Origin of the sequence: Subtercola boreus (assembly GCF_006716115.1) — a bacterium.
Lineage (GTDB): Bacteria > Actinomycetota > Actinomycetes > Actinomycetales > Microbacteriaceae > Subtercola > Subtercola boreus.
Genome location: NZ_VFOO01000001.1, coordinates 445,830 through 470,434, shown reverse-complemented (window position 1 = coordinate 470,434; position 24,605 = coordinate 445,830). Strand labels below are relative to the sequence as shown.

Here is a 24,605-nt window from a genome sequence, read left to right as displayed (position 1 = left end):
CGCCAGCGCGCCGCAGCGCCTCAGCGCCGCGAGAGTTTCCGCGCCACCGCGCTAGCGATCAGCTGCACCACCTGCACGATCACGATCAGGATCACGATCGTGGTGAACAGGTACGCGTTGTCGTAGCGCTGGTAGCCGTACCGGATGGCGATGTCGCCGATGCCGCCGGCCCCGATCGTGCCCGCGATGGCCGAGTAGTTCAGCAGTGAGATGACCGAGGTCGAGAGCGCGAGCACGATGCTCGGTCGCGCCTCGGCGAGCAGCACCTTCCAGATGATGGTTCCGCGCCGCGCACCCATCGAGCGGGCCGCCTCGACGAGCCCGGTGTCGACCTCGCGGAGGGCGATCTCCACCAACCGCGCGAAGAACGGGATGGCCGCGATCGTCAGCGGCACCGCCGCAGCGGTCGGTCCGATGAAGGTGCCGATGATGAGCCGCGTGAACGGGATCAGCACCACCATCAGGATGATGAACGGCAGAGACCGCCCGATGTTGACGATGAAACCGAGAACGGCATGGATGACCACGCCGAGCCGCCTCGAGCCGAGGGGCGCCTCGTAGACGCCTCCCTCGTCGGTCGACACCAGCAGCACCCCGACCAGAAGCCCGAAGACGATCGTGAACGCCAGCGCGATTCCGATCATCTGGAAGGTCTCGCCGAGCGCCTTGGTCAGGATCGGCACCATTGTGGCCCAGTTGAAGTTCACAGCTGCCCCTCCAGAACCTCGACGTAGAGCCCGCTGTCCTTCAGGCGGGCGATCGGGACAGCGTTCGTCGCCACACTCCCGGGCAGTTCGAGCCGCATCCGCCCGACCCGGTGGTCGCTCACGATCTCGACGGCGGCGCCGAGGATGTTCACGTCGATGCCGAACTCCCGCGACATCCGCCCGACGATCGGTTCGTCGGCCAGATGACCGGCGTACATGATCTCGATGACCGTGTTGCCGGGCTCCCCGCGGCTCTCCCCGAGCGGGAAGAGGGCGTGCGCGATCTTCGACTTCGGCGTGTTCAGCAGGTCGATGACGTTGCCCGATTCGACGATGCGTCCGCCCTCGATCAGCGCGGCCGAGGTGCAGATGCGCTTCACGACCTCCATCTCGTGCGTGATCAGCATGATCGTGACGCCGAGCTTGCGGTTCAGTTCCTTCAGCAGCTGCAGGATCGAGTCCGTCGTCTCCGGGTCGAGCGACGACGTGGCCTCATCGCTGAGCAGCACTTTCGGGTTCCCGGCGAGCGCCCGGGCGATGCCGACTCGCTGCTTCTGCCCGCCCGAGAGCTGCGAGGGGTACGCGGATGCCCGGTCGGAGAGCCCGACGAGGTCGAGAACCTCAGCGGACCGTGCCCGGCGCGCAGCCTTGGCGACGCCCGTGATCTCGAGGCCGAACTCCACGTTCTCGGCGACCGTGCGCGAGGACAGCAGGTTGAAGTGCTGGAACACCATCCCGATGCCGTGCCGGGCCACCCGGAGCTCGGCCTCGCCGAGCGTCGTCAGGTCCTGGCCCGCGACGGTGATGGTTCCGCTGGTCGGCCGTTCGAGCAGATTGACGCAGCGCAGCAGGGTCGACTTGCCGGCACCGCTCTGCCCCACGACCCCGAAGATCTCACCGTCGGCGACCGTCAGGTCGATGCCTTTGAGAGCTTCGACCGTCTCGCCCTTGGCATTCCGGGGCGGATACGACTTGTGCAGGTCGGTGATCGTGATCACGGGGTTCTTCTCCAGACTTCAGGTGCGGCCGCCCCGGAGGACGGCCGCACCGTGTGGTCGTTCGGTTCTCAGGAAGCGGGTCCGCTCGCCGGGATGACCAGGCCCTTGTACTGGGCGGTGATCCAGTCCTGGGTCTCCTTCGAGGTCAGCAGCTCGTAGAGCTTCTGCACGGCGGGGTCGTTCTCGTGGCCCTCCTTCGCGGCGAGGAGGTTGGTGTAGAGCGTACCGTCCACATCCTCCTTGAGGATCTGCTGGTCACCGGTGAGGCCGGCGGGCAGGGCGAAGCTGAGGTTGGCGATGCCCGCGACGTTCTCGTCGAGCGCGCGGGGCAGGGTCGCAGCATCCAGTTCCTGGAAGACGAGGTTCTTCGGGTTCGTGGCGATGTCGCCGACGACTCCGGTCGCACCCTCGTTCAGCGTGATGAGGCCGGCCTTGGCAAGCAGGTTCAGCGAACGGAGCTCGTTGGTCGGGTCGTTCGGGATGCTGATGGTGTCGCCGTCCTTGATGTCGTCGACGCTCTTCACCTGCTTCGAGTACAGCGCGAGGGCGGGGAAGTAGACCTTGCCGACCGGGGCGATGTGCGTGCCGTTGTTCGTGTTGAAGTTGTTCAGGAACGGCAGGTGCTGGTAGAGGTTCGCGTCGAGCGACCCGTCTTCGAGCGCCGTGTTCGGCGTGGTGTAGTCGGTGAACGAGGTGACCTGGATGTCGAGGCCGGCGGCCGCGGCCTGCGACTGCTCGACGTAGTTCAGGATGTCGTCGCCCGGGAAGGTCGCGCCGACCTTGATGGTGGTGACGCCGCCATCCGTAGCGCCGACGGCTGCGTCTGAGGAGGTGGAGGACGACGAGCATCCGGTGGCACCGACGATGACGGTCGACAGGATCGCTGCGGCGATCAGGTACTTCTTGGAACGCATGAAAGGTTCTCCTCGGTGATGGGCACGCGGGTGGTGGGCAGGAATGGGGGGGGGGTGAGTGTGCGCGATCGCACGGTGACGCAGCTGCTGTGCACGTCTTCAGCCAGCCTAGAAGCCGCCGGGGAGCACGCCAAAAGCAGGCCCGTCATGCTACGCAATGTGACGGAGACCGGTGAGGGCCCGGCGCTGCACCCGGGAGAATTGGCGGCATGACGCGTGAACTCTTTGCGAACCCGCTCACGGATTCCGCGCGCTCGCCCTGGTTCGATGTGGCCGAGCGGGTCGGGGACGAACTCCGCCCCAGCATCGTCGAACGGGAGGCGGAAGGCGCCCCGCCCCGGGATGCGCTCGACCTTCTCCGCTCGTACGACCTGCTGAACCTGGTGATCCCCGCCGAGCTGGGTGGGGCGGGCCAGAGCTGGTCGACCGCGGCGGAGGTGACGCGCATCCTCGCCCGCACCGACGCCGGGCTCGCGCACGCGCTCGGGTACCACTACACGTGGGTGCGGTTCGTGGTGCTCTACGACTCGGCCAACGGTCGGGAGATCATCCGCCGCACTGCCCGCGAGCAGCTCTTCTGGGCCAGCATCGGCAGCGCGTTCGGCGGTTCGGGGAGCATCCGGGCCGAAGCCGGCGGCGGGTACATCGTCGACGCGGATCGCGGCTTCGCCACCGGCTCGCCCCTCGCCGACCTGTTCTTCACCCAGACCGTCTCGACCGATGACGGCCGCTTCTACCTGACCGCCGTCGACACCTCCCTGCCCGGCGTGAGCGTCGCCGACGACTGGGATGCCTTCGGCCAGCGGCTCTCGGTGTCGAACGCGATCGTGCTCGACTCGGTGCACATCGCCGCGAGCGACCTGATCGCGATCTTTCCCGCCCCGGGTTCCGGCGAGCCGCCCGCACCCCTGCAGTCGCTGATGATCCCGTCGTTCCAGCTGCTCTTCGGCTACCTGAACGTCGGGATCGCCGAAGGTGCACTGCTCGAAGCGCGCGACTATGTGCGGGAGCACGGCCGGCCGTGGCTGCACTCCGGGGTCGAGCGGGCGGTGGACGATCCGCACATCCGCGCCCTGTTCGGGGAGCACGCCGCGAAGGTCGCCGGCTCTGCCGCCCAGGTGCGCTCCGCGGCCGAGGTGCTTGAGGCGCTGGCCGGGGGCGACATCCCGATCACTCCCGAGACGCGCGGCCAGGCCGCCGAACTGATCGCTGCGGCGAAGGTGGTCTCGCAGCGAGTCGGGCTCGATGCCACGTCGGCGATCTTCGAGGCGACGGGGGCCCGGTCATCCGCCCGCCGTCACGGCCTCGACCGGTTCTGGCGGAACCTCCGCACGGTGAGCCTCCACGACCCTCTCGCCCACAAGCTCACCGAACTCGGCGACTATGTTCTTAAGGGCGTACTTCCTGTGCCGTCGGTCTACCGCTAGAAAGCCATCATGCCCCAGCCCCTCCACTTCTCGGCGTTCGTGATGAACACGAACTCGCACATCCAGCACGGACTCTGGCGTCACCCGACGGCCCAGCAGGCCGACTTCAATGACGTGAACCTGTGGATCGGGCTCGCGAAGACCCTCGAGGCCGGCGGGTTCGACACCATGTTCTTCGCCGACGTGGTGGGCCTCTACGGCCCGGTCAACGGCTCGTACGAGGTCAACGCGCGGGAAGGTCTGCAGATCCCGTCGAACGACCCTTCCGTGCTGCTCTCGGCGCTCGCCGTCAGCACGGAGCACCTCGGGCTGGCGTTCACGAGTTCGATCGTGCAGTCGCACCCCTTCGACTTCGCCCGTAAGGTCTCGACCCTCGATCACATTTCGAACGGTCGGATCGGGTGGAACGTCGTCACCAGCTCGCTCGAGAACGCCGCGCGCAACTTCGGAATGGACCGGCTCATCGAGCACGACGAGCGCTACCGCTGGGCCCAGGAGTACATGGATGTCGTCTACAAGCTCTGGGAGGGCTCCTGGGACGACGGTGCACTGCTGAAGGACAAGGCGAGGGGCATCTACGCCGACTACACGAAGATCCACAAGATCAACCATGTCGGCGAGCGCTACCAGGTGGAGGGACCGCACCTGCCGTCTCCCTCAGCGCAGCGCACGCCGGTGATCTTCCAGGCCGGGTCATCGCCCGCGGGCCGGGCTTTCGCCGCCCGCAATGCGGAGGCACAGTTCATCCTCTCCCCCACACCCGAGATCGCTGCCGGCGACATCTCGGCGACCCGTGCGCTCGCCGTCGAGTACGGCCGCCAGGCGTCGGACATCAAGTTCTTCCAGGGCCTCACCTTCGTGATCGGCAGCACCGAGGAGGAGGCGAAGCGCAACGAGGCGGAGATCGACGAATACATCTCGACCGACGGCTTCCTGGCCCACATCAATCTCGGTCTCGACCAGGCCACCGGGGTTCCGCTCGATCCCGACATGCCCCTGAAGGACATCAAGCACGAGGGCGGGTTCTCGCACACGAAGTGGCTCCGCGAGGCATCCCCCGACCGCGAGCCGACCGTGCGCGACCTCGCGAAGATCACCGCGAAGGTGCGCGGCCGGTTCGTGGGCACGCCCGAGCAGATCGCCGACCGGCTCGAAGAGTTCCAGCGGGCGGGCGTCGACGGTATCAACGTAATGAACTGGACGCTGCCGAACTCGTACCAACTCTTCATCGACGAGGTCATGCCGACGCTCCGCCGCCGGGGTCTTGCGAAGGAGGAGCCGGTCGTCGGCACCCTGAGGCAGAAGCTGTTCGGCCACGACCAGTTGCTGCCGACGCACTACGGGCGGCAGTTCCGCGGAGCATTCGGCGAGCATGGCTGAGAGTTCGGCCGATGCCGCCCGTTTCGCGGAGGTCTTCGCGGCCATCGCCGCCGGGGCCGTGCAGCGCGAACTCGACCGTGAGCTCGCCCACGACGCCGTCGGGGCGCTGAAGCGGTCCGGGTTCACGGCCCTCCGCGTTCCGGTCGAACACGGCGGCTCCGGATGCTCGCTGCCCGAGTTCTTCGCCCTGCTGGTCGACCTCGCCACCGCCGACTCCAACGTCGCGCACCTGCTGCGCGGGCACTTCGCGTTCGTCGAGATCCTGCTGCTGAAACCGGAGTCGGAGTACCGCAGCGGCTGGCTCCGCGCCATCGCGAACGGGGCCATCGTCGGCAACGCGGCCAGCGAGACAACGGGTAACTCGCTAGCCGACATCCAGACCACGCTCCAGGCGACGGATGACCGGCTGCTGCTGAACGGAACGAAGTACTACTCCACCGGCACCCTGTACAGCTCGCACGTCTACGTCGCCGCGGCGCGGGGCACCGAACGCGTGACCTGCGTGGTGCCGACGGACGCGCCCGGCGTGACGATGCTCGACGACTGGGACGGCTTCGGCCAGCGCCTCACCGCCAGCGGCACGACGGTCTTCGAGAACGTCGAGGTGGATCCGCTGACCGTCGCGAACTACTCGGCGGGCGGCGCGTCGCACCTCGGGGCATTCTTCCAGCTCGTGCTGGTGTCTGTGGCGGCGGGGATCTCGGCCGCCGTGCTGGCCGACGCGGTGGCGTTCGTGCAGCCGCGGAAGCGCACCTACATCTCGGCGAACGCTGCAGCCCCGCGCGACGATCCGCAGGTGCGGGCGGTGATCGGCGAGCTGTCGGCGCTCGCCTTCACGGGCCGTGCGCTGGTGGGCGCCGCGGCCGACGCCCTGGCCCGCGCGACGGAGCCCCGGGCATCCGGTGCCGCGCCCGCCGACCGCACTGCGCTGCTCGATGCCGCCGAGATCGCCACCTACCAGGCGCAGGTGCGCGTGCTCGACGACGCGCTGCGGGCCGCGACCCTGCTGTTCGAGGTCGGTGGCGCGTCTGCGACGGCGCGCCCGGCCGCGCTCGACCGCCACTGGCGGAACGCCCGCACGGTCGCGTCGCACAATCCCGCCATCTACAAGTACGCGCAGCTCGGCGACTGGGAGCTCAACGGGGTCGGCCCGACCGCGATGTGGGAGCGCCTCTGGGCCGTCGGCCCCACCACCCCCGCCGCCTCGGCCTGACCGCGCCCGCCTCGCGTCGCCCCACCGAAGGGACGCATAACGCTCCAGCTTTTCGGCGTTGGAGCGTTTTGCGTCCCTCCAATCGCTGCGCAGACAGCTAGCGGGAGGCCGCGAGCATCCCGACCACCTGGTCGTAGGTGCCGTTCACCGCGGCGAAACGCAGCGGCTTGACGTTCTCGACGAGGATCTCGTGCGCCTCGGGCTGCGACTCGAGCAACCCCATCACCTCGGTGAGGAACGCGTCGAGCGGCATCGCGTGCGGGTTCGTCGCCGACGCAGAGCCCTGCAGTTCGGTCTGCACAGCCGGCGGCACCAGCTCGATGACCTGCACCGACGTGTCGGCGAGCTGCAGCCGGAGGATCTCCGTGAACGAGTGGATCGCCGCCTTGGTGGCGTTGTACGTCGGGGTGTGCGCGAGCGGCGTGAAGGCGAGTCCCGACGAGACCGTCATGATCGCGGCGTCCTGCTGCCCGGCCAGGAACGATCCGAACGCTGCGATGAGGCGGAGCGGCCCGAGCAGGTTGGTGGTCACCGTCGCCTCAGCCGCCGCCAGGAAGTCGGCGCTGTGCAGGTTCTCGGGGCGCATGATGCCCGCCATGGCGATCAGCACGTTGGTGGCCGGCCAGCGGCGCTGTACCTCGGCCGAGACATCCACGATCGACTGGGCGTCGGCCGTGTCGATGTAGACGCCCTCGATGCCGGGGTTGTCGCGGGTGATCTGATCGAGCAATTCGCGCCGCCGACCGCCGACGATGACGGTGTTGCCCGCTGCCGCGAACCGCTGGGCGAGCCCGAGGCCGATGCCTGACGTGCCGCCCGGAAGAAAGATGGTGTTCCCTGAAATGTTCATGTCCCCAGACTGCGGCCTGTCGAACAGCAGCAAAAGAGGAGCGTTCAGCCACGGATCGGCAGTCCCTGCCTGAACCGCCCGCACACGAGGCATGATGGAGCCATGGACAGACCCGGGCTCGCAGACTTCCTGCGCCGCCGCCGTGAGGCGCTGGCGCCGAGCGATGTCGGGCTGCCGCCCGGGGCGCGCCGCCGCACGAGCGGTCTCCGCCGGGAGGAGGTCGCGAGCCTCTCGGGCATGTCGAGCGACTACTACGCCCGCATGGAGCAGCAGCGGGGGCCGCAGCCCTCCGAGCAGATGCTGGCCGCGATCGCCCGGGGCCTGAGGTTGACTCTGGATGAACGGGACCACCTCTTCCGCCTCGCCGGCCACACCGCACCCCGCCGCAGCCGGCGTACCGAGCACGTCAGCCCAGCCCTCCTCCGTGTGCTCGACCGGCTGGACGACAGCCCGGCGATGGTGCTCTCCGACCTCGGCGACACCCTCGCCGAGAACCGCCTCGCCGTCGCGCTCCTCGGCGACCACAGCGCATTCACGGGACTCGATCGGAGCGCCTTCTACCGCTGGTTCACCGACCCGGCCGAGCGGGCGCGCTACCCCGAGCGGGACCACGCCCGGCAGAGCTCCATCCAGGCGGCCGGGCTCCGCGCGGCGATCTCCGTCGGCGGCGGCGAGTCACGCGCCACCGAGATCGTAACGCGGCTCCGAGCAGAGAGCCCGGAGTTCCGCGAGGTGTGGGAGCGGCACGAGGTGCGCACCCGGTTCGACGACCACAAGACGCTCATCCACCCGGAACTCGGCGAGATCGAGGTGGACTGCCAGGCCCTCTTCACCGAGAACCAGGCCCAGACGCTCCTCGTGCTGACCGCGTCGCCCGGAACGGAAGGGTACGAGAAGCTCCAGCTGCTCTCGGTGCTCGGCACGCAGCAGTTCAGCGCCTGAACCGGGCCGCGCGGGCGGGTACGCTCAGGCGGGTGGATGCCCGGAGCAGAGGTTCTCGGCGATCCAGCCAGGCGTGCCCGACACCGGCAACTCGCCGGCCAGCACGAGCCCCGCGAACGTGATGGCCTGCTCGCCGAGGCGGCCGTCGGCCGAGTCGAGAGGATCGCGCCGCACGTGCACCGACACCCACCGGGTCACCGCTGCCCCCAGGCGCGTCGCCGAGACGGCTGTGCCGGCGAAATGCCTGGCCTGCCCGTTCGTGCCGTCGTCGAACGGTGCGGCGAAACGCCGGCCCGGCAGGCGGTTGCGGCCCGCGAGCGCAGCGTCGATCATCCAGAGCGGGCCGCGGCGGATGCCCGCAGCCTCCGATCCGAGACGGAGGAGGAAGTCGCGGGGAGCCGGATCGTCAGCCCCGATGCGGCCCGCGAGCGCGGCGAGTTCGGCGCAGGCATCCATGCTCGAAACTGTACAAGACCGGGCCGGTAACCACCCGAGGCATCCGACTCCGGAGGCCATCGGGGCGCGGAGCGCGGAATGCGGAGTGCGCCGGCGCGCGCTACCCGTCCAGCCGGTTGAGGGCGCGGCGGCGCACCCGGTCGAGGGTGCCGTTCGCCCAGAGCACGTCGCCGTCGCCGCGGTCGGCCGCCACCGCCATCATCGTCCAGCCGGCATAGATCGCCGGCGCGTCGGCCCCGCCGGCAGCGACCGGTTGCGGCGCGAGCAGGTACGCGCCCCGCGCGGTCAACGTGCTGACGAGGCTGCGGGTCTCGCGAACGAACTCGGGACCGGCCCCGGCGAAGGGCGGATCGAAGTAGACCAGGTCCTCCTCCCTGACCTCGGCGACGATGCTGAAGAAGTGCTGCTCGGTGACGGTGACGTCACGGTTCTGCAGCAGCCGTCCCACCCCGCGGAGGTTCGCCTCGTCGAACGCGACCGCGTCCCGTCCCGCGCTGCCGCGGAGGTAGACGAAACGGGCTGCCCGCTCGACCGGCGAGAGTGAGCTGAGAGGCCCGAGGCTCCCGCTGTTCCCTCCGCCGGCTTCCGGATCCGCCTGCGCCTCGACGGCCGCCCGATGGGCCCGGTCATGCCGATCGCGGTGCTGTGCGATCATCCGCACCAGCCGGTCGCTGTCGGTTTGCAGCACCTGCCACGTCAGAACGAGCTCCGAATCGTCGCTCGACAGGCGGAAGGAGGTGTCGGGATTCTGCTCCATCAGCCCGATCGCGACGGCTCCGCCACCGAGGAAGGGTTCGTGGTAGGCGCCGAAGTACTCCGGCACGATGTCGAGGGCGAAGTCCGCGAGCCGGCGCGTGCCACCCGGGTAGAGGTAGGGCGGAGCGAGGGGCCGGGGACGTCGGGACACACTCCATTCTCGCCGAGGTCACCGCCCGACCGGCCCGACCGGCCCGCCAGCAGGTGCACCCGCCGCTCCTGAACACTCTCGTGCACGATTCCCAGCGCCCGCAGGGTGCGCGCACAGCGTCCCTACCCGGGGCGGGACGTACGGTGGAGCAATGCACGAACACGAGGCCGCCGCGACCGTGCCGCGACTGCATCTGGCGGCCCGCTCGCTCTTCCGCGGAACGCCGGTGTGGGCGTTCCGGGCCGGCATGTTCCTCATCCAGCGCTCCGAGACGAAACGCATGAACGAGCACCCGATCGCGGGGGTCGTGCACACCGACGACATCGACTACGTCGGTGACGGGCATCCGGCGCATCGGCTCGACGTGATCGCCCCGACACCTGTCCTCGCGCCCCGCGCGCTCCTCCCCGTCTACATCTACCTGCACGGCGGCGGCTGGACCTCCGGCGACAAGGCCACCGTCACGAAGTACTGCGCGCACCAGGCCGCCACCGGCATGGTCGTGGTGAACGTCAACTACCGCCGAGCAGGACGCTTCCAGATGGATCACCAGCTCGCCGACGCCGACGCAGCCGTGCGCTGGGTGCACGAGAACATCCGCGCCCACGGCGGCGACCCCGCCCGGGTGGTGCTGGGCGGCGACTCCGCGGGCGGCCACATCGCAGCGCTGTTCACCGCGACATCCGGCAGCCCGGAACTGCGCGCACACTTCGGGATGACTGCCGAAAAGGCCACGCCGACGGTGCAGGGGCTCGTGCTGCACTGCAGCGCCGTCGACTTCTCGATGTTCTTCGCCCGGGCGCCCATCCTCGGCCGCGGGTTCGTGCGGCTGCTGCACCCGCGGGGAACCGCCGCCGCACCCGCCCGGCGCGGGACCCTCCGGAGGGCGGCGGCCTACCTCTCCCCCATCGAGTGGATCGGGCCCGGGCATCCTGCCGTCTTCGTGACGACCTCCGCCAGCGACTACTTCTACGAGTCGAACCTGCGTTTCGTCGAGCGCCTCCGCGCGGCCCTCGTGCCGGTCGAGACCATCATCTACCCCAGTGCGAACGCCAACACGCGCCACACCTGGCAGCAGAACTACCGGTACCCCGAGTCGCAGACGGTCTGGCAACGCGTCACCACATTCGTCAACAGCGTGACGAGCCAACCCGCCTGAACACGGCCCCGTCCCGGGCGCGGCAGAAAGGGAACCATTCCCGCCCTGCCGGACACTAGAGGGTATGGGGACAGGAACAACAGACGAAGCGGCGACGTGGATCCGCGCCGCCGCCGGCAACGCAACAGCCTTCGGGGTGATGTTCGACACGCACCGCGACCGCGTGTTCGGCCAGGCCCTCCGGGTGCTCCGTTCGCCGCACGACGCCGAAGACGCCACCGCACTGGTCTTCCTCGAAGCGTGGCGGAGGCGGGACGCGGTGCGCGTCGTCGACGGCTCGATCGTCGGCTGGTTGCTCGTGACGACGAACTTCGTGTGCCGGAACCTCGTGCGCTCGGCCCGCCGGTACCGCGCGGTGATCGACATCCTGCCGCCGCCCACGGCCGAGGCCGACCCGTCGGATGACGTGGATGCCCGGCTCGACGGCCGCGAGCGCCGCGCCCGCGTGCAGAGCGCTTTCGCCGCGCTCAGCCCGAACGACCAGAACGTGATCACGCTCTGCGTGATCGAAGAACTCACCACAGAGCAGGCCGCCGAAGCCCTCGGGGTGCCCGCCGGCACCGTGAAGTCGCGGTTGTCCCGCGCGAAGAGACGGCTCGCGAACACGTCAGGAGGTGCACGATGAACCCGCAACCCGAATTCGATCCCGCCCGGAGCGACGCCATCCGGCGGATGCTCGTGGAGACGGTCGCGGCAGAGCAGCGTTCCGGCGCGGCATCCGTGCCCTCTTCGACTCCCGGCCACAGCCGTCGCCGGGCCGGCATCATCGTGGTCGTCGCGGTGCTCACCGCCCTCGTCGGGTCAGGCACAGCCGCGCTCGCCCTGAACGGCAGCGCGTGGTTCGGGGCGGCCCCGCCCGCACCGGCCACCACCACGGCGGCGCCCACCTCGCCGGCTCCGACCGTTCTGCCGACCACCGCACCGCCGACACCGACGGTCGCTCCGAATCCGGTGGCCCCGGTCATCCGGGTGCCGTCGACCTGTGAAGCACTGCTGTCGCTGACCGACGCGGAGGCGATCCTGGGACTGCCGGTCGTACCGGTGGCTGTCGAGTCGTTCGACAACCCCGTTTTCTACACCGACAGACGGCTGGGAGCGCTCGACTGTTCGTTCAGCGGCGAAGGCGCGTCGTTCGACAATTCGCAGCCCTCCTTCTCCCTCAAGATCGTGCCCGGTGTCACGGCTGAACAGTACGACAGCGTCGTACAGGGCGAAGGGTGGACCGGCTCGACGCCCGAGGACGGAATCGCACCGGGGGCGGCGTCGCAGTGCGTGACCCGTAACGGGTATTTCTGCGCCTTCATCGCGCTCGTCGGCGACTACGGCGTGGTGTTCGACGAACGCGTTCCGGCGACCAGCGACCTCACGGCCGACCAGCGGGAGCAGATCCGCCAGTCGTTCACGTCGCTCGTCGCCACGGTCGGAGCCTTCCCCGCCCCGGCACCGCTCTGGCAGCCGGAGGGAGCCACCCTCACCGGGGCGACGACCTGCGAGGAACTGGCGAGCGACGACGAACTGCTCTCCCGGTTCGGTGCCGACGAGGTGAACATCTTCAAGTCCGACGGCGGCGAGTACGATTTCTCCGGCTTCCACGCCGGCCCGAACGTCGGCGCATTCTGGTGCAGCTGGGACTTCGACCGGAGCACAAGCGGAGTGAGCGCCTCCGTGCTCCCCGGCGGGGCCTCGTACTTCGCCGAGTTCCGGGATGCCGATCCCTCCCTGTCGTGGACCGCGGTGACCGGCTACCCGGGCGAGGCCTACGTCGCCGACAGCGAGGGAACCACCCGCCTCAGCATCCTCATCGACGGCGGCTGGGTGGAGCTGAAGGTGCCGACGGCGACCTCCGACGACACGCTGCGGGGCTTCGCGGCGACTGTGCTCGCGAATGTGGGCGGGTGACTCCCGGCCCGGGGGCCCGTGCCGTGCTACTTTGGTGCGGCATCCGGAGCGCCAGTGTCGTCGACGCGGGCACCGCCGCCGGGGCACGGAGTTTCGGGGGTACGAAGATGAAACGACTGGTGGCGGCCGTGGCGGCCGTTCTGATGGTGGCCGGGCTCACGACGGCCCTGGCGCCAGCAGCCTCAGCGGCGCCCGCGCCCGCCCGCGCGGCCTACGTGACGGCGCTCTACCAGGACTACCTCGGCCGGCTCCCGAGCAACAGCGACGTGACCTTCTGGTCGGCGAAACTCGCCGCCGGCAGCCCCCGGAGCTCTGTCGCGGCGGGCTTCGCCGACAGCGATGAGTACCGGCTGATCCGCATCGACAACGCCTACCGCACGATTCTCGGGCGCGAACCCGAGGCGGGCGGGCGGGCCAGCTGGCTCGACGGAATGCACCGCGGAATACTCGGCACCGACGACGTCGATCGGGCGTTCTACCAGTCCGACGAGTTCTACATCAACAGCGGGAACAGCGACTGGACGGTGATCGCAGCGCTCTACCAGCACATCCTCGGTCGAACGCCGTCGTTCGAGGAGAGCAGCACGTGGTTGACCCGCTCGTCCCATCTCTCCTTCCCGCCCGGCCCCGGCACCTTTCCGACCTACGGGCTCGACCGGCCTTTGCTCGTCACGTCGATCTACGGCTCGACGGAGGCTGCCCGCGACCGCGTCAGCGTCATGTACTCCACCTACTTCCACCGCGCCCCCGACGCGAGCGGAGTGGTCGCCTGGGGCGACTTCAACCTGGCGAACGGAGATGCCGCCACCCGCTCGGGCCTCACCAGCAGCGACGAGTACTACGCCCTGGCGGGCCTTCGCTACCCCTGAGCCGACGCCAGCCGGATGCTCCGGAGGAACACCAGCGCGACGAGCGCTACCAGCGTGGAGACGCCAGACAGCGCGAACACCGTGGGCAGCCCCGCGCTGTAGGCCAGCTGTTCGCTCGCCCCCGACGCGCGGAGGCCCGACACCGAGTGCGCGAGCACGGCCCCGAGCAGCACCAGCCCCACCGTGCCGCCGAGGGTGAAGAAGAACATCACCGTCGCGCTCACCGACCCCACACGGTTCGCGCCCGCCACCGTCTGTCCGGCCAGCACGAGGTTCTGGGTGGTCGACCCGAGCCCCGCGCTCAGCAGCACCGTGCCGACCAGGGCCAGCGGTAGGGGTGCGAGGGGTGCCAGTGCGAGGGCGATGTTCCCCGCGAGGCAGAGGGATGCCCCGCCGACCAGTACTGCTTTGACGAGGCCGGTGCGGCTGATCATCCGGCCCGCCAGAATCGAGGCGCCGACCGTGCCGATGGCCATGGGCGCCAGCAGGAGGCCGGCCGTCGCGGGTGGGATGCCGAGGCCGAGTTGCAGGTACTGGGTCACGAAGACCGAGCCGCCGAACAGCGTGAAGCCGATGGTGAACGCGGCGGTCACGCAGAGCGCGCCGGTGCGCTGGGCGAGCAGCCGGAGCGGGATCACCGGCGACGTGACCCGCAGCTCCACGATCACGAGAGCGATGATGGCGACCACCCCGTAGCCGCCGACCAGCGCACTGACTGGCGTGAACGACCAGTCGTCGTCGCTCAGGGTGGTGACCGCGATGAGCACCGCGGTGACCCCGGTGGCGATCAGGAACGCACCCGCGATGTCGGTGCGACCGGATGCCCGGGCCGGCCGTTCGGCGAGCCGCAGGGTCAGTGCCAGCACCACGATCGAGGCCACCGCAAGCGGGACCGCGACGAAGAAGCACCACCGCCAGCCGAGGGTGGACTGCACGATGAACCCGCCCACGACCGGACCGAGGATCGTGGCGGTGGTCTGCACGCTGACGAGCCAGCTGTTCACGCGTCCGCGTTCCCGGGGGCTCACCAGCATCGCCACGACCACCGCCGCAGAGGCCCCGAGGCCGCCGAGCCCGATGCCCTGGACGGCCCGCGCCGTGAGCAGCTGCGTCGTGTCGGCCGACAGCCCTGCCCCGATCGACCCCAGAACGAAGAGGGCGATGGCGATCTGTACGATGCGTTTGGGGGCGAACAGGTCGGCCAGCCGACCCCAGATCGGCGTGCTGGCCGTGTTGCCGAGGATCGTGGCGGCGACCAGCCAGGTCGCGTGGCTCGCCGGCCCCGACAGCGTGTGCATGATCGTCGGGATGGAGGTCGCGACGATCGTCGCCGAGAGGCCGGAGACGAACTGCGCGACGAGGAGCCCGCTGAGCGGCAGCAGCACCGGCCCGAGCGACGGCGGGCCCGGGGGCACCGCCGTCGCCCGGGTGTCAGCCGGCGACAGCGACAATGGCTTCGAGGAATTCCTTCGGTGCGCGCGAGGCGAACTGTCCGGTGACGGGCATGAACACATCGGTGGTGCCGGGCAGGTGGAAGAACTCCAGCGGGTCGTTCGGCGTCATCTGTTCGGCCGAGGGCTGGATGACCGTGATGGCCACGCCCGCCGCCACGAGCTTCTCGTTCAGTTCGAAAGTGGTCGGCCCGAAGCGGAAGACCGCCGGGTAGATCGAGTTGTACCGTTCGAGGTTGACGACGGTCTCCGCGACGCAGAGCGAGAGATCCCGGGGGCTGTCGGTGCCGTAGAGCCCGACGTTCTTCTTCCACAGGTAGTCGAAGATCGACCCGTCTTCGGTGACCGGCAGGTCGGGTGCCCAGTTCACGGCCCAGTACTCGCTCTTCTCGGCATCCGGTGGGTTCAGCGCGTAGAGCACGGCCTTCGGGACGCGATCCTTGCCGGCCAGGGTCACGACCGAGGTGGCGAGCGAGCTGCCGGTCTTCATGCCGACCGCTGTGAACCCGCCGATGCCGAGAGCGTCGATCGCCTGCAGGAAGATGCGGGCGTACTCCGGGATCGTCGCCCCCTCGGGTGCGGAGTCGGAGAGCCCGAAGCCGGGGGTGTCGAAGGCGAAAGCGGTGAGGTACTCCCCGAGAGCGGCCATGATCGGCTCGTAGACGAGCGACGACCGGGGCGATTCGTGGAAGAGCACGGCGACGGGTCCGCCGTCAGCGACGGCCGGCCCGCTCGTTCGGTAGTGCAGCTGGCCCCAGTCGGTGTCGACGTATCCGCGCATGTGAGTGTTGCCTTTCAGAAGGGATGTGGATGTTCTAGAACTCGAGCAGGTTGTCGCGCAGCTGGTCGAAGGAGTAGCCGCGTCGGGTGAGCCCTCGGCGCTGCAGTTCGGGCACGAGACCGTCGGTGATCTCGGCGATGAAACGGCGGGTGACACCGTTCGTGCCGATCAGGAAGCCGTCGCCGCCGACCTCCGCCATGATGTCCTCCATCAGGCCGGCGACGTGGTCGGGTGTTCCTGCCAGCGCGGGTCCCGCGGCGCCGCTGCGCGCGATGGTCGCCTCCCGGAGGGTCAGCGTGGCGTTCCGGGCGGAGAACTCGGCGAACTGCTGGGTGCCGTTGGTCGAGAGTCCGAGCTCGCCGAGGGGCACGTCGAGCGGGACGTTCGCGAAGTCGATGTCCGTGCTCTTCGCCATCGCGGCGAGCGCCACCTCGAGGTTCGCGGCCACCCCGGCCCGTGCGGCCGCGATCCGATCGTCGGCCTCCGACTGGCTGGAGCCGATCGTCGGCCAGATGCCGAACAGCACCTTGACGTCGTCGGGGTTCCGGCCGAACGAGACGGCCGCCTCCCGCACCTTGTCGCGGTACTCCTTCATCTTCGCGGGCGTGGCCTGGATCGCGATCACCGTGTCGGCGTACTTCGCGGCGAACGCGATGCCGCGGGGGGACCCCCCGGCCTGCGAGATGATCGGCCGCCCCTGCGGCAGCGGACCCGAGTTGAGCGGCCCGCGGGTGGAGTACGTCGCGCTCTCGAAGTCCGCACGATGCACCTTGGTGTGGTCGGCCCAGACGCCGGTGTGCACGTCGGCGACGACCGCATCCGGTTCCCAGGTGTCCCAGAGAGCGAGTGAGGCGTTGATGAAGTCCTCCGCCGTGTCGTAGCGGGAGTCGTGCTCGCCCATGCCGGGGTAGCCGTAGTTCTGCAGGGCACGGTCGCTGGTGCCGGTGACGAGGTTGACGCCCATCCGGCCCTTCGACAGCTGGTCGAGCGACCCGACCAGCCGCGCCAGCATGTACGGGTGGTAGGCGAACGAGCCGGCGGTCGGGATGATGCCGAGCTTGGAGGTGGCCTGCGCGAGCAGCGTGGCCACGATCATCGGGTCCTGGCGTGGCGCCTGGAAGGCGTGCTTGAGGTACACCTCCATCGAGTCGCCGTAGCGGTCGCCGACGAAGGTGTTGTCCTCGATCAGCACGTAGTCGAAGCAGGCTCGCTCCATCGCCCGGGCGAGGTCGACGAAGATCTCGGCCGACTGCCACTGCGTACCGATCGCGCCGGAGAAGGGCTGCCCCCAGGCCGGCACGCTGGTGCCGTTCAGGAACCAGCCGAGGTGGAAGGGTTTCACGGTCATCCGGGAGTCCTTAGAACGAGGCCAGGTTGGCTTTGAAGGTCGACTTGTCGTAGTCGCTGCGGATGAGCCCGCGACGCCGGAGCGCAGGAGCGAGGCCCGAGGCGATCTCGTCGATGTAGCGACGGGAGTGGGTGCGCACGGGTTCCCCGCGGATCAGGAACCCGTCGCCGCCGACGAACTCCATCACCTCGTCCATCTGCTCCGCCACGGAGTCGGGGGTGCCGACGAGGCGCACTCCCCCGGGGCGGGCGCTCAGCGCCTCGCGGATGGTGCGGCCGCCGGCGGCCTTCCGGAACCCGGCGAGGCCCGACTGGTGCCCGTTCGTCTGCACGTCGTCGGGCAGCGGTTTGTCGAGGTCGAACTGCTTGAAGTCGATCTCCATGGTGATCGACATGATGCCGAGCAGCGTCTCGATCTGCGCCTGGCTCATCTCGTACGTGCGGTCGAAGAGCTCCTCGGCGTCGGCCTGGGTCTCTCCGAGCACGGGCTGGATGATGAACATCACCTTCACCTCGTCGGGGTTCCGGCCGTGGGCCGCCGCTCGGGCGCGGATGTCGTCGCGGTACTCCTTCATCGCCTCGGCCGACCCCGTGGAGGCGAGCAGCACGTTGGCGTGTTTGGCCGCGAAGTCGCGGCCCTTGGGCGAACCACCGGCCTGGCAGATCACCGGATGCCCCTGCGGGCCCGCAGGGAGGTTCAACGGGCCGCGCACCTTGAAGTATTTGCCCACGTGGTTGATCTCGTGCACCTTCGTGTGGTCGGCGTAGTAGCCGGTCTCGCGGTCGGCGACGATCGCGCCCGGCTCCCACGAGTCCCAGAGGTTCTTCACGACGGTGACGAACTCCTCCGCCATGTCGTACCGCTCGTCGTGCTGCAGCAACTGGTCGAGGCCGTAGTTCTGTCCGGCGAGGTCTTCACTGGAGGTGACGACGTTCCAGCCGATGCGGCCCCGGGTGAGGTGGTCCATCGTGGCCATCACGCGGGCCACGATGAACGGCGGGTAGAACGAGGTCGACATGGTCGCGATGAACCCCATGTGGTCGGTGGCCGCTGCGAGCAGGGGCAGCAGGGGAACCGGATCCGCCTTCGGCGCGTGCAGGGCGTGCTTCAGGTCGTTCTCGGTGGTACCGCCGTAGGAGTTCGACACGAGAGTCGAGTCCTCGAACATCATGAAGTCGAACCCGGCGCGCTCGAGCTGCTTCGCCATGTCGATGTAGTAGTCGCCGTTGAACCAGGTCAGGGCTGTGTCGGAGGCCCAGGGGCTCTTCCACGCGGGGGCCTTGAACGGGGTGAACCACGCGAGGTGGAAGGGATCTGCGGACATTAGTGGTTCTCCTTCTGAGGTTCTGAGGCGCCGAGCGCCACAAGGGCTGCTTCGCCTCCGGGCTGGGCGCCGATCCACTCCGGGGTGGCGCCCGGCACGACATGCCGGTACTGGTTGGTGACGGTGGTGTAGAGCGAGCCGCCGAGACGGCCGACGGGCCGGTACTTCAGCACGTCGACCCGCCCCGACTCGTCGAGGATGTCGTCGTCGGCGTGGATGCCGAGCACCTGCCCGATGATGACGCGGGTGTCGTACACCTCGATCTCGCTGAGGAAGACGCATTCGAGCGCCACCTTCGCCACGGCGAGCCGGGGCGGGGCGACCCGGGTCGAGGGGATCGTCGCAAGGCCCAGCAGGGCGATCTCGTCGACTTCTGCGGGGAGGATGGCGGCGCTGGCCGTCTCGACCTCGGCGAGGCCCTCACTCACCATGTTGACGACGAACTCTCCGGTCTCCTTGATGTTGTCGTAGCTGTCCTTCTGGCCGACGAACGAGATCATCAGGGTCGGCGGGTCCATCGAGACGAGGTTGAAGTAGCTGTACGGTGCGAGGTTGCCGCGCCCCGCCGCATTCTGGGTCTGCACCCAGGCGATGGGGCGCGGCACGACGGAGTTCTTGATCATCCAGATGAAATCGAAGTTCGATCCGGTGTCGTCTGCTAAGTACAAGTCGAGTTCCTTCACTTGGAGGCGTGCCTCACTGGGGGCGGACGCCCGTTCAGGGCGCCCGCCGTGATCACTTATTTCCAGGAAGCGGTGCGGAAGTCGACCTGGCCGTCGGCCCGCGGCGTCCAGTCCAGCTGCGACGACAACCCGTAGGTGCCCACCGAGTAGTCGACGTTCGCGATGTAGTTCTTCTCGGCGTTGATGGCCCAGATCTTCGCGATGACGGCGTTGCGGGCATCCGGATCGACCGTGGTGCCTGCTTCGACGATCAGCGCGTTCAGGTCGGGGTCGGAGAAGAGCGCGTACCCGGTGGGGCCGTAGAGATAGTTCAGCGTCGTGGCCGCATCCATCATCGACGGGGAGAACTGGTAGAGGTAGAGACCCTGGAGCTGCTTCGAGGTCCAGAGCAGGGTGAAGCTCGCGATGTCCCCACCGGTGAGCGTGACGTTCACGCCGATGTCGGCGAGCTGGGCGGCGATCGACTGCGCCATCTCGTTCGTCATCGGAACGTTGCCGTCGGTCTGGTAGTTGAACACGATCGGGCTGCCGTCGTAACCGGATGACGCGACCAGCGCCTTGGCCTTGTCGACATCGAACGGCAGCGGAGCGAGGCTGTCGTCGTACCCGTTCACGTCGGGAGTGACGGAGGCCGCAGTCGCGACCGTGCCGTTGCCGCCGAGCAGGGTGTCGATGAGCGTGGCGCGGTCGATGCCCATGCTGATGGCCTCGCGGAGGTCGGCGTTCGCGAGCGGGCCGGTGAGGGTGTTCATGCCGAGGTAGACGAGCTGGTTGCTCTGCGCACTGACCTCGGAGTAGCCGGAGCCGGCGTTCTTCACGGTGTCGACCTGCGACGGCGCGATGGCGGTGAGGTCGATCGAACCGGAGAGCAGGCCGTTGACCCGCGCTTCGGAATCGGCGACCGGCACGATGGTGACGTCGGTGATGGTCCCCTGGGCGCCCCAGGCATCGGGGTTCTTCTTCAGCACGGTCGACACACCGGGTGTCCAGCTGACGAAGGTGTAGGGGCCGGAGCCAATCGGGGCCTTGGCGAACCCTTCGGCGCCGAGTGCGGTGTAGACGGCCTTCGGCACGATCGAGATGTAGTAGACGATCCGGGTGAAGTTGGCGTCAGCCGACTTGAGGGTGAATGTGACGTTGTCCGCGCCGGTCGACGTCATGCTCTCGATGTTGTTCGTGTAGATGTGGTTCAGCGACGTCGAGGTGTCGATCACGGTCTGGAAGCTGAAGATGACGTCGTCGGCGGTCACGGGCGTGCCGTCGGAGAACTTCGCCGCGCTGTTGAGGGTGAAGCTCCAGGTCTTGGCGTCGGCGCTGGCCTCCCACGAGGTGGCGAGCCGGGGCTGCAGTCCACCCGATCCGTCGACCTCGGTGAGCTGGTCGAAGACCGCGTGGAAGATGTTCAGGCTGAGCAGCCCGTTGTCGATGACCGGATCCGGGGTCTTGAGATCTGCCGGCTGGGCGACGGTGATGGAGTCTGCGTGCTCGGGAAAGCTCGTCGCAGAGTCTGACGAGGAGCCCGCGCTGCAGGCGGTCAGGGCGATGATGACACCGGCCGTCACCGCGATGGCGGCGAAGCGTTTTGTTCGAGTGAACATAGGGAGGTGGATCCTTTCTGGGGTTGACGAAGACAGCGCAGAGCGGGTTCGCTCGAAGAGGGCCGCTCGGCGACCCGGCTGCGCTGGAGAGAGGAGGTGCTGCCGCTAGGCGGCGGCCACCCCCGAGCGCTGTCGGCGACGGGGGTCGGGAACGGGTGCGGACGCGAGCAGCCTCTGGGTGTAGGCGTGCTGCGGCGAATCGAAGACCCGGGCGGTCGGCCCGGTCTCGACGAAGGTGCCCTGGTACATCACGGCGACGTGGTTGGCCAGGGTGCGGACGACCGAGAGGTCGTGCGACACGAAGAGGTAGGCGAGGCCGAGTTCGGCCTGCAGGTCTTTGAGCAGGGCGATGACCTGGGCCTGGATGGAGACGTCGAGGGCCGAGGTCGGTTCGTCGAGCACGAGCACCTGCGGCTTGAGGGCGAGGGCCCGGGCGATGCCGATGCGCTGGCGCTGGCCGCCCGAGAACTCCGCGGGACGGCGACCCGCCATCTCCTTCGTCAGGCCGACCTGGTCGAGCACCTCCTCGACCCGGGCGGCGGTGTACTTGCCGTTGATCCGCAGGGGCTCCGCGACGATGTCGTGCACGCTCAGCCGCGGATCGAGGGAGGAGTAGGGGTCCTGGAAGACGGCCTGGATCGCGGGGCGGAGGGGACGGCGCTGGCGATCGGACATCGCCGACACGTCCTTGCCCTCGAAGTTCACGCTGCCCGCGGTGAGCTTCTGCATGCCGAGGATGGCCCGCACCAGCGTCGACTTGCCGCAGCCCGACTCGCCGACGAGGCCCATGGTGGTTCCCGCGCTGAGGTCGAACGAAACACCGTCGACCGCCTTGAACGGCTCGACCTTCCGTCCCCACGCCCCCCGCATCGGGTAGTGGACCTTCACGTCCTTCACCCGCACGACGGCGTTCGCCGCCGCGTGGGCCTCCGTCTCGTCGGCCTGGTCCGCCGTCACGATCGAGTGCACGGCGGTCGCCGTCCCGACATGGTCGCCGGTCACCGGCAGGATGCTCGACAGCAGCCGGATCGTGTACGGGTCCCGGGGGCGTTCGAAGATGTCGATGACACTGCCCGACTCGACGATCCTCCCCTTGAACATGACCAGCACGCGGTCGGCGTTCTCGGCCACGAGGCCGAGGTCGTGCGTGACCAGCACCAGCGAGGAGCCGATGCGTTCGCGCACCTCCTGCAGAACATCCATCACCTGCGCCTGCACCGTGACATCGAGCGCCGTGGTCGGTTCGTCCGCGATGAGCATGCGGGGTTCGTGGGCGATCGCCATCGCGATCATCACGCGCTGCCGCTGGCCACCGGAGAGTTCGTGGGGGAAGGCCCGCAGCCGCCGTTCCGGCTCCGGGAGGTGCACGAGCTTCAGCAGGCGGAGGGACTTCTCCCTCACCTGCTCGCGGCTCAGCCCCTTCTCGTGCAGCGTGATCATCTCGGCGAGCTGCGTGCTGATGCGCTGCACCGGGTTCAGAGACGTCATCGGATCCTGGAAGATCATCGAGAGGTCACCGCCGCGCACCTTCCGGAGCGCCTCGGGAGCGATGGTGAGCAGGTTCTGGCCGCCGAGCAGGATCTCACCCGACGTCACCCGCACGCCCCGCGGCAGCAGGCCGAGGGTCGAGAGCATCGTCATCGACTTGCCCGAACCGGACTCGCCGACAAGGGCCACGACCTCGCCCGGGTACACGTCGAAGCTGATGCCGTCGACGAGTGTCGTCGGGTCGTCTTTCGGGCCCGCCTGGATGACGAGGTCCTTGACGACCAGAACGGGGCTGTTGCTGGGGACGGGTCTCATGAGCCACTCCGATCGGGCTGCCGGTCGCCGGTGAAGCGCTGGCTGATGAACTGCAGGCCGGCAACGAGCATGAAGAGCATGATGCCGGGGAAGATCGTGATCATCGGATCGTCACGGAGGTACGCCTGGCCGTCTTTGATCATGCCGCCCCAGCTCGGGGTCGGCGCCTGGATGCCGAGGCCGAGGAACGAGAGGGCGGCCTCAAGAAGCACGATGATGCCGATGTCGAACGGCACGAGAACAGCGAGGGCCGGGATCACGTTCGGCACAAGATGCTTCCGGAGGATCCAGGCCTCGGACGCCCCGTGGGTCTTCGGCGCCCAGATGAACTCCCGCTCACGGAGGGACCAGGCGGTCGCCCGCGAGACCCGGGCGTAGCCCACCCAGTTCGCGACACCGATGACGACGATCAAGGTGATCTCCGACGGGCCGAGGGCGGAGACGACCGCGATCAGCAGCAGCATGATCGGAATGGCGAGTTGGATGTCGGCCAGGGCCGAGATCACGTTGTCGAGCTTGCCGCCGAAATACCCGGCGAGCAGCCCCAGTGTCACTCCGATGATGAGATTGAGCACGACCGCCGGCACCGCGATGCTGAGCGACACCCTCCCGGCCAGCGCGAGCCGGGAGAGCATGTCACGCCCGAGGGCGTCGGTTCCGAGCAGGTGGGCGGGGTCGGTGAACGGATCGAGGAAGCGCAGCTTCAGATCCTGCGACGTCGGATCGAAGATCGGCAGGAGGGGCACGATCACGATCACGAGCAGCACGATCGCGACCATGCCGACAGCGACGTAGAACGATGGTGTCGACTTCTGCCAGGCGGCCCCGCGGCGTTTCGTTCGGGGCGTGGTGCCGGGCCGGAGGCCCCGCGGGAAGGGATTGCCGACCCGCCCGGCCAGGCTCGTTGCGTCTTCGGTCTGGGTCATCAGCGGAGCCTCACTCTCGGGTCGAGCACACCGTACAGAAGGTCGACACCGAAGTTCACGACGACGAAGAAGAGGGCGATGACGAGGATGGCCGCCTGCACCACCGCGTAGTCGCGCTGGCTGATCGACGCGATCAGGAGCTGTCCGATGCCGGGCCAGTTGAAGACCAGCTCGACGACGACCGTGCCCCCCAGCAGTGCGCCGAGGTTGAGCCCCGCGACCGTGATCACGGGCAGCAGTGCGTTCGGCAGCATGTGCTTCAGGATGACGACGCTCCGCCGCTGTCCCTTCGCGTAGGCCGTCCGCACGTAGTCCTGCCGGTGCTGCTCCCCGAACCCGGTGTCGAGCAGCCGGATGTAGAGCGCCAGTTCGAGGGTCGCGATCGTGATCGCCGGCAGGATGATCGACTGCGGCGTGTTGTTGCCGAGGGCCGGCAGCAGGCCGAGCTCGACGGCGAACACGATCACCAGGATGATCCCGAGCCAGAAGGAGGGGACGGCCTGACGGGCGCTGGCGAGCCACAGCACGGCGCTCCGGAGCCGGGATGAGGCGAGCAGCTGCATCGCCAGCACGACGACGAACGCGAGCACGATCCCGAGCACGAAGGAGCTCAGCGCGAGCTCGAGCGTCGCCGGCAACCGCATCATCACCAGGTCGAGGGCCGGCAGGTTCTGCCGGAGCGACATCCCGAGATCACCCTGCGCCAGCGCGGCCAGAAAGCTGAAGTACTGCACCGGCAGGGGCGCGGTGAAGCCGAGCGTGGCGCTGAGCTTCTCGATGTCGGCCGGTGACGCTTCGGGGCCGAGGAGGAGCGCCGCCGGATTGCCGCTGAGGCGCACGAGGAAGAATGCGACCGTCACGACGCCGAAGACCGTCACAAGGCCCTGGATGAGCCGGCGACCGATGAATCGAGCCACGTCTGTCCCTTCGTCGTTTGGGGGGGATGGGAGCGGGCGTCCTGCTGGTGCCC

At 68.7% G+C, this 24,605-nt stretch carries 23 protein-coding genes; 8 read left to right on the top strand and 15 right to left on the bottom strand.

Annotation, left to right across the window (positions count from 1 at the left end; translation table 11 throughout):
- Positions 1-20 precede the first annotated feature (20 nt).
- The 3 genes from FB464_RS02300 to FB464_RS02290 form a co-directional block, all read right to left on the bottom strand.
- The gene (locus FB464_RS02300; RefSeq protein ID WP_246092883.1) at positions 21-707 is read right to left on the bottom strand and encodes a methionine ABC transporter permease; all 687 of its coding nucleotides are present in this window, start codon (positions 705-707) and stop codon (positions 21-23) included.
- Positions 704-1,705 (bottom strand): methionine ABC transporter ATP-binding protein, encoded by a 1,002-nt coding sequence (locus tag FB464_RS02295; protein ID WP_116415294.1) that lies wholly within the window; start codon positions 1,703-1,705, stop codon positions 704-706. The genes FB464_RS02300 and FB464_RS02295 overlap by 4 nt, the downstream gene beginning before the upstream one ends.
- Positions 1,706-1,773: 68 nt before the next feature.
- Positions 1,774-2,619, bottom strand: a complete 846-nt coding sequence (locus FB464_RS02290; RefSeq protein ID WP_116415295.1) for a MetQ/NlpA family ABC transporter substrate-binding protein — start codon at positions 2,617-2,619, stop codon at positions 1,774-1,776.
- Between the two features lie 209 nt (positions 2,620-2,828).
- Between FB464_RS02290 and FB464_RS02285 the strand changes: the two genes are divergently transcribed.
- From FB464_RS02285 to FB464_RS02275, 3 genes are read left to right on the top strand one after another with little or no spacing between them, the layout of a single operon-like run.
- Positions 2,829-4,046 carry an acyl-CoA dehydrogenase family protein gene (locus tag FB464_RS02285; RefSeq protein ID WP_116415296.1) on the top strand — a complete coding sequence of 406 codons (1,218 nt, stop codon included), beginning with the start codon at positions 2,829-2,831 and terminating at the stop codon, positions 4,044-4,046.
- A 9-nt stretch (positions 4,047-4,055) separates the two neighbouring features.
- Positions 4,056-5,426, top strand: a complete 1,371-nt coding sequence (locus FB464_RS02280) for an LLM class flavin-dependent oxidoreductase (RefSeq protein WP_116415297.1) — start codon at positions 4,056-4,058, stop codon at positions 5,424-5,426.
- Positions 5,419-6,639: an acyl-CoA dehydrogenase family protein gene (locus FB464_RS02275; protein WP_116415298.1), complete on the top strand. Its 1,221-nt coding sequence runs from the start codon at positions 5,419-5,421 to the stop codon at positions 6,637-6,639. Before FB464_RS02280 ends, FB464_RS02275 begins: the two co-directional genes overlap by 8 nt.
- A gap of 97 nt (positions 6,640-6,736) precedes the next feature.
- Here FB464_RS02275 and FB464_RS02270 read toward each other — a convergent pair whose 3' ends face one another.
- Positions 6,737-7,489, bottom strand: coding sequence for an SDR family oxidoreductase (locus FB464_RS02270; protein ID WP_116415299.1), 753 nt, complete (start codon positions 7,487-7,489; stop codon positions 6,737-6,739).
- Positions 7,490-7,591: 102 nt separating this feature from the next.
- Between FB464_RS02270 and FB464_RS02265 the strand changes: the two genes are divergently transcribed.
- On the top strand, positions 7,592-8,431 hold the full coding sequence (locus FB464_RS02265; RefSeq protein WP_116415300.1) for a helix-turn-helix transcriptional regulator: 840 nt from the start codon (positions 7,592-7,594) through the stop codon (positions 8,429-8,431).
- A gap of 24 nt (positions 8,432-8,455) precedes the next feature.
- Here FB464_RS02265 and FB464_RS02260 read toward each other — a convergent pair whose 3' ends face one another.
- Together FB464_RS02260 and FB464_RS02255 are read right to left on the bottom strand one after the other, a co-directional pair.
- Positions 8,456-8,887 (bottom strand): hypothetical protein, encoded by a 432-nt coding sequence (locus FB464_RS02260; protein ID WP_116415301.1) that lies wholly within the window; start codon positions 8,885-8,887, stop codon positions 8,456-8,458.
- Between the two features lie 100 nt (positions 8,888-8,987).
- Positions 8,988-9,794, bottom strand: coding sequence for a DNA adenine methylase (locus tag FB464_RS02255; RefSeq protein WP_116415302.1), 807 nt, complete (start codon positions 9,792-9,794; stop codon positions 8,988-8,990).
- Between the two features lie 151 nt (positions 9,795-9,945).
- Between FB464_RS02255 and FB464_RS02250 the strand changes: the two genes are divergently transcribed.
- From FB464_RS02250 to FB464_RS02235, 4 genes are all read left to right on the top strand, one after another.
- Positions 9,946-10,953, top strand: coding sequence for an alpha/beta hydrolase (locus FB464_RS02250; protein WP_246092882.1), 1,008 nt, complete (start codon positions 9,946-9,948; stop codon positions 10,951-10,953).
- 64 nt (positions 10,954-11,017) lie between these two features.
- A complete protein-coding gene (locus FB464_RS02245) occupies positions 11,018-11,578 on the top strand; it encodes an RNA polymerase sigma factor (RefSeq protein ID WP_116415303.1) in 561 nt (186 codons plus the stop codon).
- Positions 11,575-12,852 (top strand): hypothetical protein, encoded by a 1,278-nt coding sequence (locus FB464_RS02240; RefSeq protein WP_116415304.1) that lies wholly within the window; start codon positions 11,575-11,577, stop codon positions 12,850-12,852. Before FB464_RS02245 ends, FB464_RS02240 begins: the two co-directional genes overlap by 4 nt.
- 107 nt (positions 12,853-12,959) lie before the next feature.
- Positions 12,960-13,721 (top strand): DUF4214 domain-containing protein, encoded by a 762-nt coding sequence (locus FB464_RS02235; protein ID WP_142206590.1) that lies wholly within the window; start codon positions 12,960-12,962, stop codon positions 13,719-13,721.
- On the opposite strand, the gene FB464_RS02230 is transcribed toward FB464_RS02235, so the two are convergent.
- The 9 genes from FB464_RS02230 to FB464_RS02190 all read right to left on the bottom strand — a co-directional run bounded on the left by FB464_RS02230 (position 13,712) and on the right by FB464_RS02190 (position 24,552).
- Positions 13,712-15,136: an MFS transporter gene (locus FB464_RS02230; protein WP_170151935.1), complete on the bottom strand. Its 1,425-nt coding sequence runs from the start codon at positions 15,134-15,136 to the stop codon at positions 13,712-13,714. The genes FB464_RS02235 and FB464_RS02230 overlap by 10 nt on opposite strands.
- A 16-nt stretch (positions 15,137-15,152) precedes the next feature.
- Positions 15,153-15,953, bottom strand: a complete 801-nt coding sequence (locus tag FB464_RS02225) for an alpha/beta fold hydrolase (protein WP_116415307.1) — start codon at positions 15,951-15,953, stop codon at positions 15,153-15,155.
- Positions 15,954-15,987: 34 nt separating this feature from the next.
- Positions 15,988-17,301, bottom strand: coding sequence for an NtaA/DmoA family FMN-dependent monooxygenase (locus FB464_RS02220; protein WP_116415308.1), 1,314 nt, complete (start codon positions 17,299-17,301; stop codon positions 15,988-15,990).
- 10 nt (positions 17,302-17,311) lie between these two features.
- Entirely contained in the window at positions 17,312-18,625 is a 1,314-nt protein-coding gene (locus FB464_RS02215; RefSeq protein ID WP_116415309.1) for an NtaA/DmoA family FMN-dependent monooxygenase, read from the bottom strand.
- Positions 18,625-19,293, bottom strand: coding sequence for a flavin reductase family protein (locus tag FB464_RS02210; protein ID WP_142206588.1), 669 nt, complete (start codon positions 19,291-19,293; stop codon positions 18,625-18,627). The genes FB464_RS02215 and FB464_RS02210 overlap by 1 nt, the downstream gene beginning before the upstream one ends.
- A gap of 71 nt (positions 19,294-19,364) precedes the next feature.
- Positions 19,365-20,906: an ABC transporter substrate-binding protein gene (locus FB464_RS02205; RefSeq protein WP_116415311.1), complete on the bottom strand. Its 1,542-nt coding sequence runs from the start codon at positions 20,904-20,906 to the stop codon at positions 19,365-19,367.
- Between the two features lie 105 nt (positions 20,907-21,011).
- Positions 21,012-22,709 (bottom strand): ABC transporter ATP-binding protein, encoded by a 1,698-nt coding sequence (locus tag FB464_RS02200; protein ID WP_116415312.1) that lies wholly within the window; start codon positions 22,707-22,709, stop codon positions 21,012-21,014.
- The gene (locus tag FB464_RS02195) at positions 22,706-23,635 is read right to left on the bottom strand and encodes an ABC transporter permease (protein WP_116415313.1); all 930 of its coding nucleotides are present in this window, start codon (positions 23,633-23,635) and stop codon (positions 22,706-22,708) included. Before FB464_RS02195 ends, FB464_RS02200 begins: the two co-directional genes overlap by 4 nt.
- Positions 23,635-24,552: an ABC transporter permease gene (locus FB464_RS02190; protein WP_142206587.1), complete on the bottom strand. Its 918-nt coding sequence runs from the start codon at positions 24,550-24,552 to the stop codon at positions 23,635-23,637. The genes FB464_RS02195 and FB464_RS02190 overlap by 1 nt, the downstream gene beginning before the upstream one ends.
- Positions 24,553-24,605 lie beyond the last annotated feature (53 nt).